The sequence below is a fragment of the Alistipes sp. CHKCI003 genome (genome assembly GCF_900021155.1).
Taxonomy (GTDB): domain Bacteria; phylum Bacteroidota; class Bacteroidia; order Bacteroidales; family Rikenellaceae; genus Alistipes; species Alistipes excrementavium.
In genome coordinates this window covers 1-2470 of sequence record NZ_FCNT01000001.1, presented here as the reverse complement: position 1 = coordinate 2470, position 2470 = coordinate 1, and the positions used below count along the sequence as shown (strand labels likewise).

At 56.2% G+C, this 2470-nt stretch carries 5 protein-coding genes and 1 pseudogene; all 6 read left to right on the top strand.

Annotated features, from left to right (window positions below):
* Positions 1–358: pseudogene (locus BN3659_RS00030) on the top strand (hypothetical protein); the annotation flags it as partial.
* Between the two features lie 18 nt (positions 359–376).
* Complete coding sequence (locus tag BN3659_RS00025) at positions 377–718, top strand: hypothetical protein (protein ID WP_091533565.1); 342 nt, start codon at positions 377–379, stop codon at positions 716–718.
* A gap of 76 nt (positions 719–794) precedes the next feature.
* Complete coding sequence (locus tag BN3659_RS00020) at positions 795–1304, top strand: DUF3450 domain-containing protein (protein ID WP_141682421.1); 510 nt, start codon at positions 795–797, stop codon at positions 1302–1304.
* Positions 1301–1558 (top strand): hypothetical protein, encoded by a 258-nt coding sequence (locus tag BN3659_RS00015; RefSeq protein ID WP_141682420.1) that lies wholly within the window; start codon positions 1301–1303, stop codon positions 1556–1558. Before BN3659_RS00020 ends, BN3659_RS00015 begins: the two co-directional genes overlap by 4 nt.
* Before the next feature lie 48 nt (positions 1559–1606).
* Positions 1607–2014: a DUF7841 family protein gene (locus tag BN3659_RS00010; RefSeq protein ID WP_091533560.1), complete on the top strand. Its 408-nt coding sequence runs from the start codon at positions 1607–1609 to the stop codon at positions 2012–2014.
* A gap of 63 nt (positions 2015–2077) precedes the next feature.
* Positions 2078–2470 (top strand): hypothetical protein (locus BN3659_RS00005; RefSeq protein ID WP_091533567.1); only part of this gene is annotated, 393 nt, incomplete at its 3' end.

The following is a 2470-nucleotide window of genomic DNA, read 5'->3' as shown; positions in this document are numbered from 1 at the left end:
CGGCTCGAAAATCGACGCCCAGACGCAGGTCATCAACGACAAGTTCTGTCAGCTGGAGATGCGCGAGATGCAGAACAAGCTCGACGCCGAGCGTGCCAAGAGCGCAGCGCTGGCCGGACAGCTCTCGCAGGAGCATCAGACCGCGACGATCATGCAGTCGCAGGCTCAGACCGTCGCTCCCGTAAACGCGGCAATCGGTGATCTGAGCAACCGTCTGGCCAAGATCGAATGCGGTTTGCCGCCTACGACCGTAGTTCCCAATCCGCAAGTGTTCGCCATGCCTGCATGCGTGGCCGCACAATACGGGCTGGGATTCGGATTCGGGGCTCCCGGATACGGTAACGGATTCTGGGGTTAGTGCTGAAAGGAGGTCGCTATGGCAGCATATCCTTTTCAATACGTCAACCGCAGAGGCATTCCCGTCCTGAAGACCACGGGCGTAACGGTCAATACGGCCGATGTCGTGTTCTCGTTCCCCAATCATGCGTTCGCGAACTCGTGGTATCGGGGCATCGTACTGGTCGAATTGGCACAGGCCGTTCCCGCCGGAACGACCGGGACCCTGCCCGTGCTGTTCGAAACCAACGGACAGACGAAGAATCTGACTGCGTACAACGGCGCGAACGTTACCGTATCCGATATTCCGGGCACGGGTGTGTTCCAGCTCTGGTACGACAAGCAGACCGACACCCTGCAACTGATGACGGGAGCCGTCTGACTACGGACAAAAATTAACCGAAAGCAACGGGAGAGGCCCGTCTCTCCCGGAGCTTTCACAAATCAATTAACCGAAGATGTTTGCGAATTTAACGAAAGGTTCTTGTATCTACGTGTTGGATATGAGGAACACGCCGAAGTATTACATGGCGACATTGGACGAAGCGCCGCAGCCCTATTTCCCCGCACCGGGGAATTTCCCGCCCGCACAGCCGTCCGTCAGCTTTCCCGTGGGCGAGCAGAAGTGGGTCGTGCCCGTAAATGCCGATATGGTAACAAAGGACGGGTTGACGGTTACCACGTCGCGCGAGCGTCTCATCGACGCCGTGAACGCTGCGCGGCAGCAGAGCCAGAACGTCGTGGATTCATTCGACCGCCACAAGGCCAATCTGGAGATTTTCGACCGGATCATGTGCGAAATCAGTCCCGCCTTTGCAGGACAGGCACAGCGGGACGAGGAGTTGCAGAACCTCAGACAAGAGGTGTCGGAACTTCGACGAGCGCAGGAGGACCTCACATCCATGAAGTCGATGCTCGAAACCTTTCTTAAATCGCAGACATCATCTTCAAAAAACACGAAATCATGAGAATGTGGGAAATCGAAGGCCGCTACCGCGGCGACATGTACGGCGAACGAGAGGACATCGGGCGCAAGATGCGAGAAGCATACGAATGCGGCTATGAGGACGCCAGACGCGAAATGCACGGTTCGTACGGCGAGCGCCATACTGGTGGCTATATGCCCGACGCATACGCTGAGCGCGGCGGGGAGTATGGCGGCGACGAATACGGAGAACGGCGTGGCAGAAGCCCCTATACGGGACGATACGTGCGCCGGTAAGTCGAACCGGAGAGGGGAGAAATCCCCTCTCTTCAATTGCACCGAAATATGGACAGAGAAAGATTAGACGCACACGACAAAATGCCACCGGCAATCGAAGCCTATCTTCAGACTCACGGATGGTCCTTTTCCAAGAAGATGTGCCTGTTCGCCGTCGGGCGTATGAAAGGCCGGGACGGAAAGAACATCGAGCCGCTCTCAAAAGAGCAGGTCGAGAAATTGTTGAAAACCTACGAAATCGTGCTCGAACACGACAACGGATATGACAGCGTGTATGTCGCGAACATGGCAAAGGCCGACTATTGGCAATCGTCCATCGTCGACGAACAGCAGTTGGCCTTGTTCGTCAAGGACTACATCGACGACCGTGATGCCTATCCCGGAATGCCGTTCACGCGCTATTTCGCCGATCTGATCGGATCCGGAACGAACGTACCGTGGGAAGATGTCTTGTAGCCGAAAGCGAAGAAAAAGGCTGATGAAGCCGTGGGTGCGGTTCGAAAAGGTATATTCGACGCTATGAAAATCCGGGATTTGAGGATAGGGAAGTATGGATGGCGCGTGCGGTTCTATTTCGCCGTGCATGGCTATCATACGCGCTCTATCCTCTCCTCTTTGGAGGAGATAGAGTGTCCCGGAACGGTTCTGGAACGGGTGAGAGGAAACCTCCTACGGGCGGATATGGATTCGGGGTTCACCTACTCGAACAAGACGATGCGCCGGTCCGTGGTCGTCGTGGGGCTCGCGACCTCGCAGGCGCAATTCCTCAACTCGTTCGAACACGAACTCAGACACCTCTGCGACGACATCGCAGCCGATTCAGGAATGCCAATGCAGGGAGAGGAGGTCGCCTATCTGACCGGAGACCTGAACGCCGAACTTTGGCCCGAAATTCACCAGTTCATTTGCTGT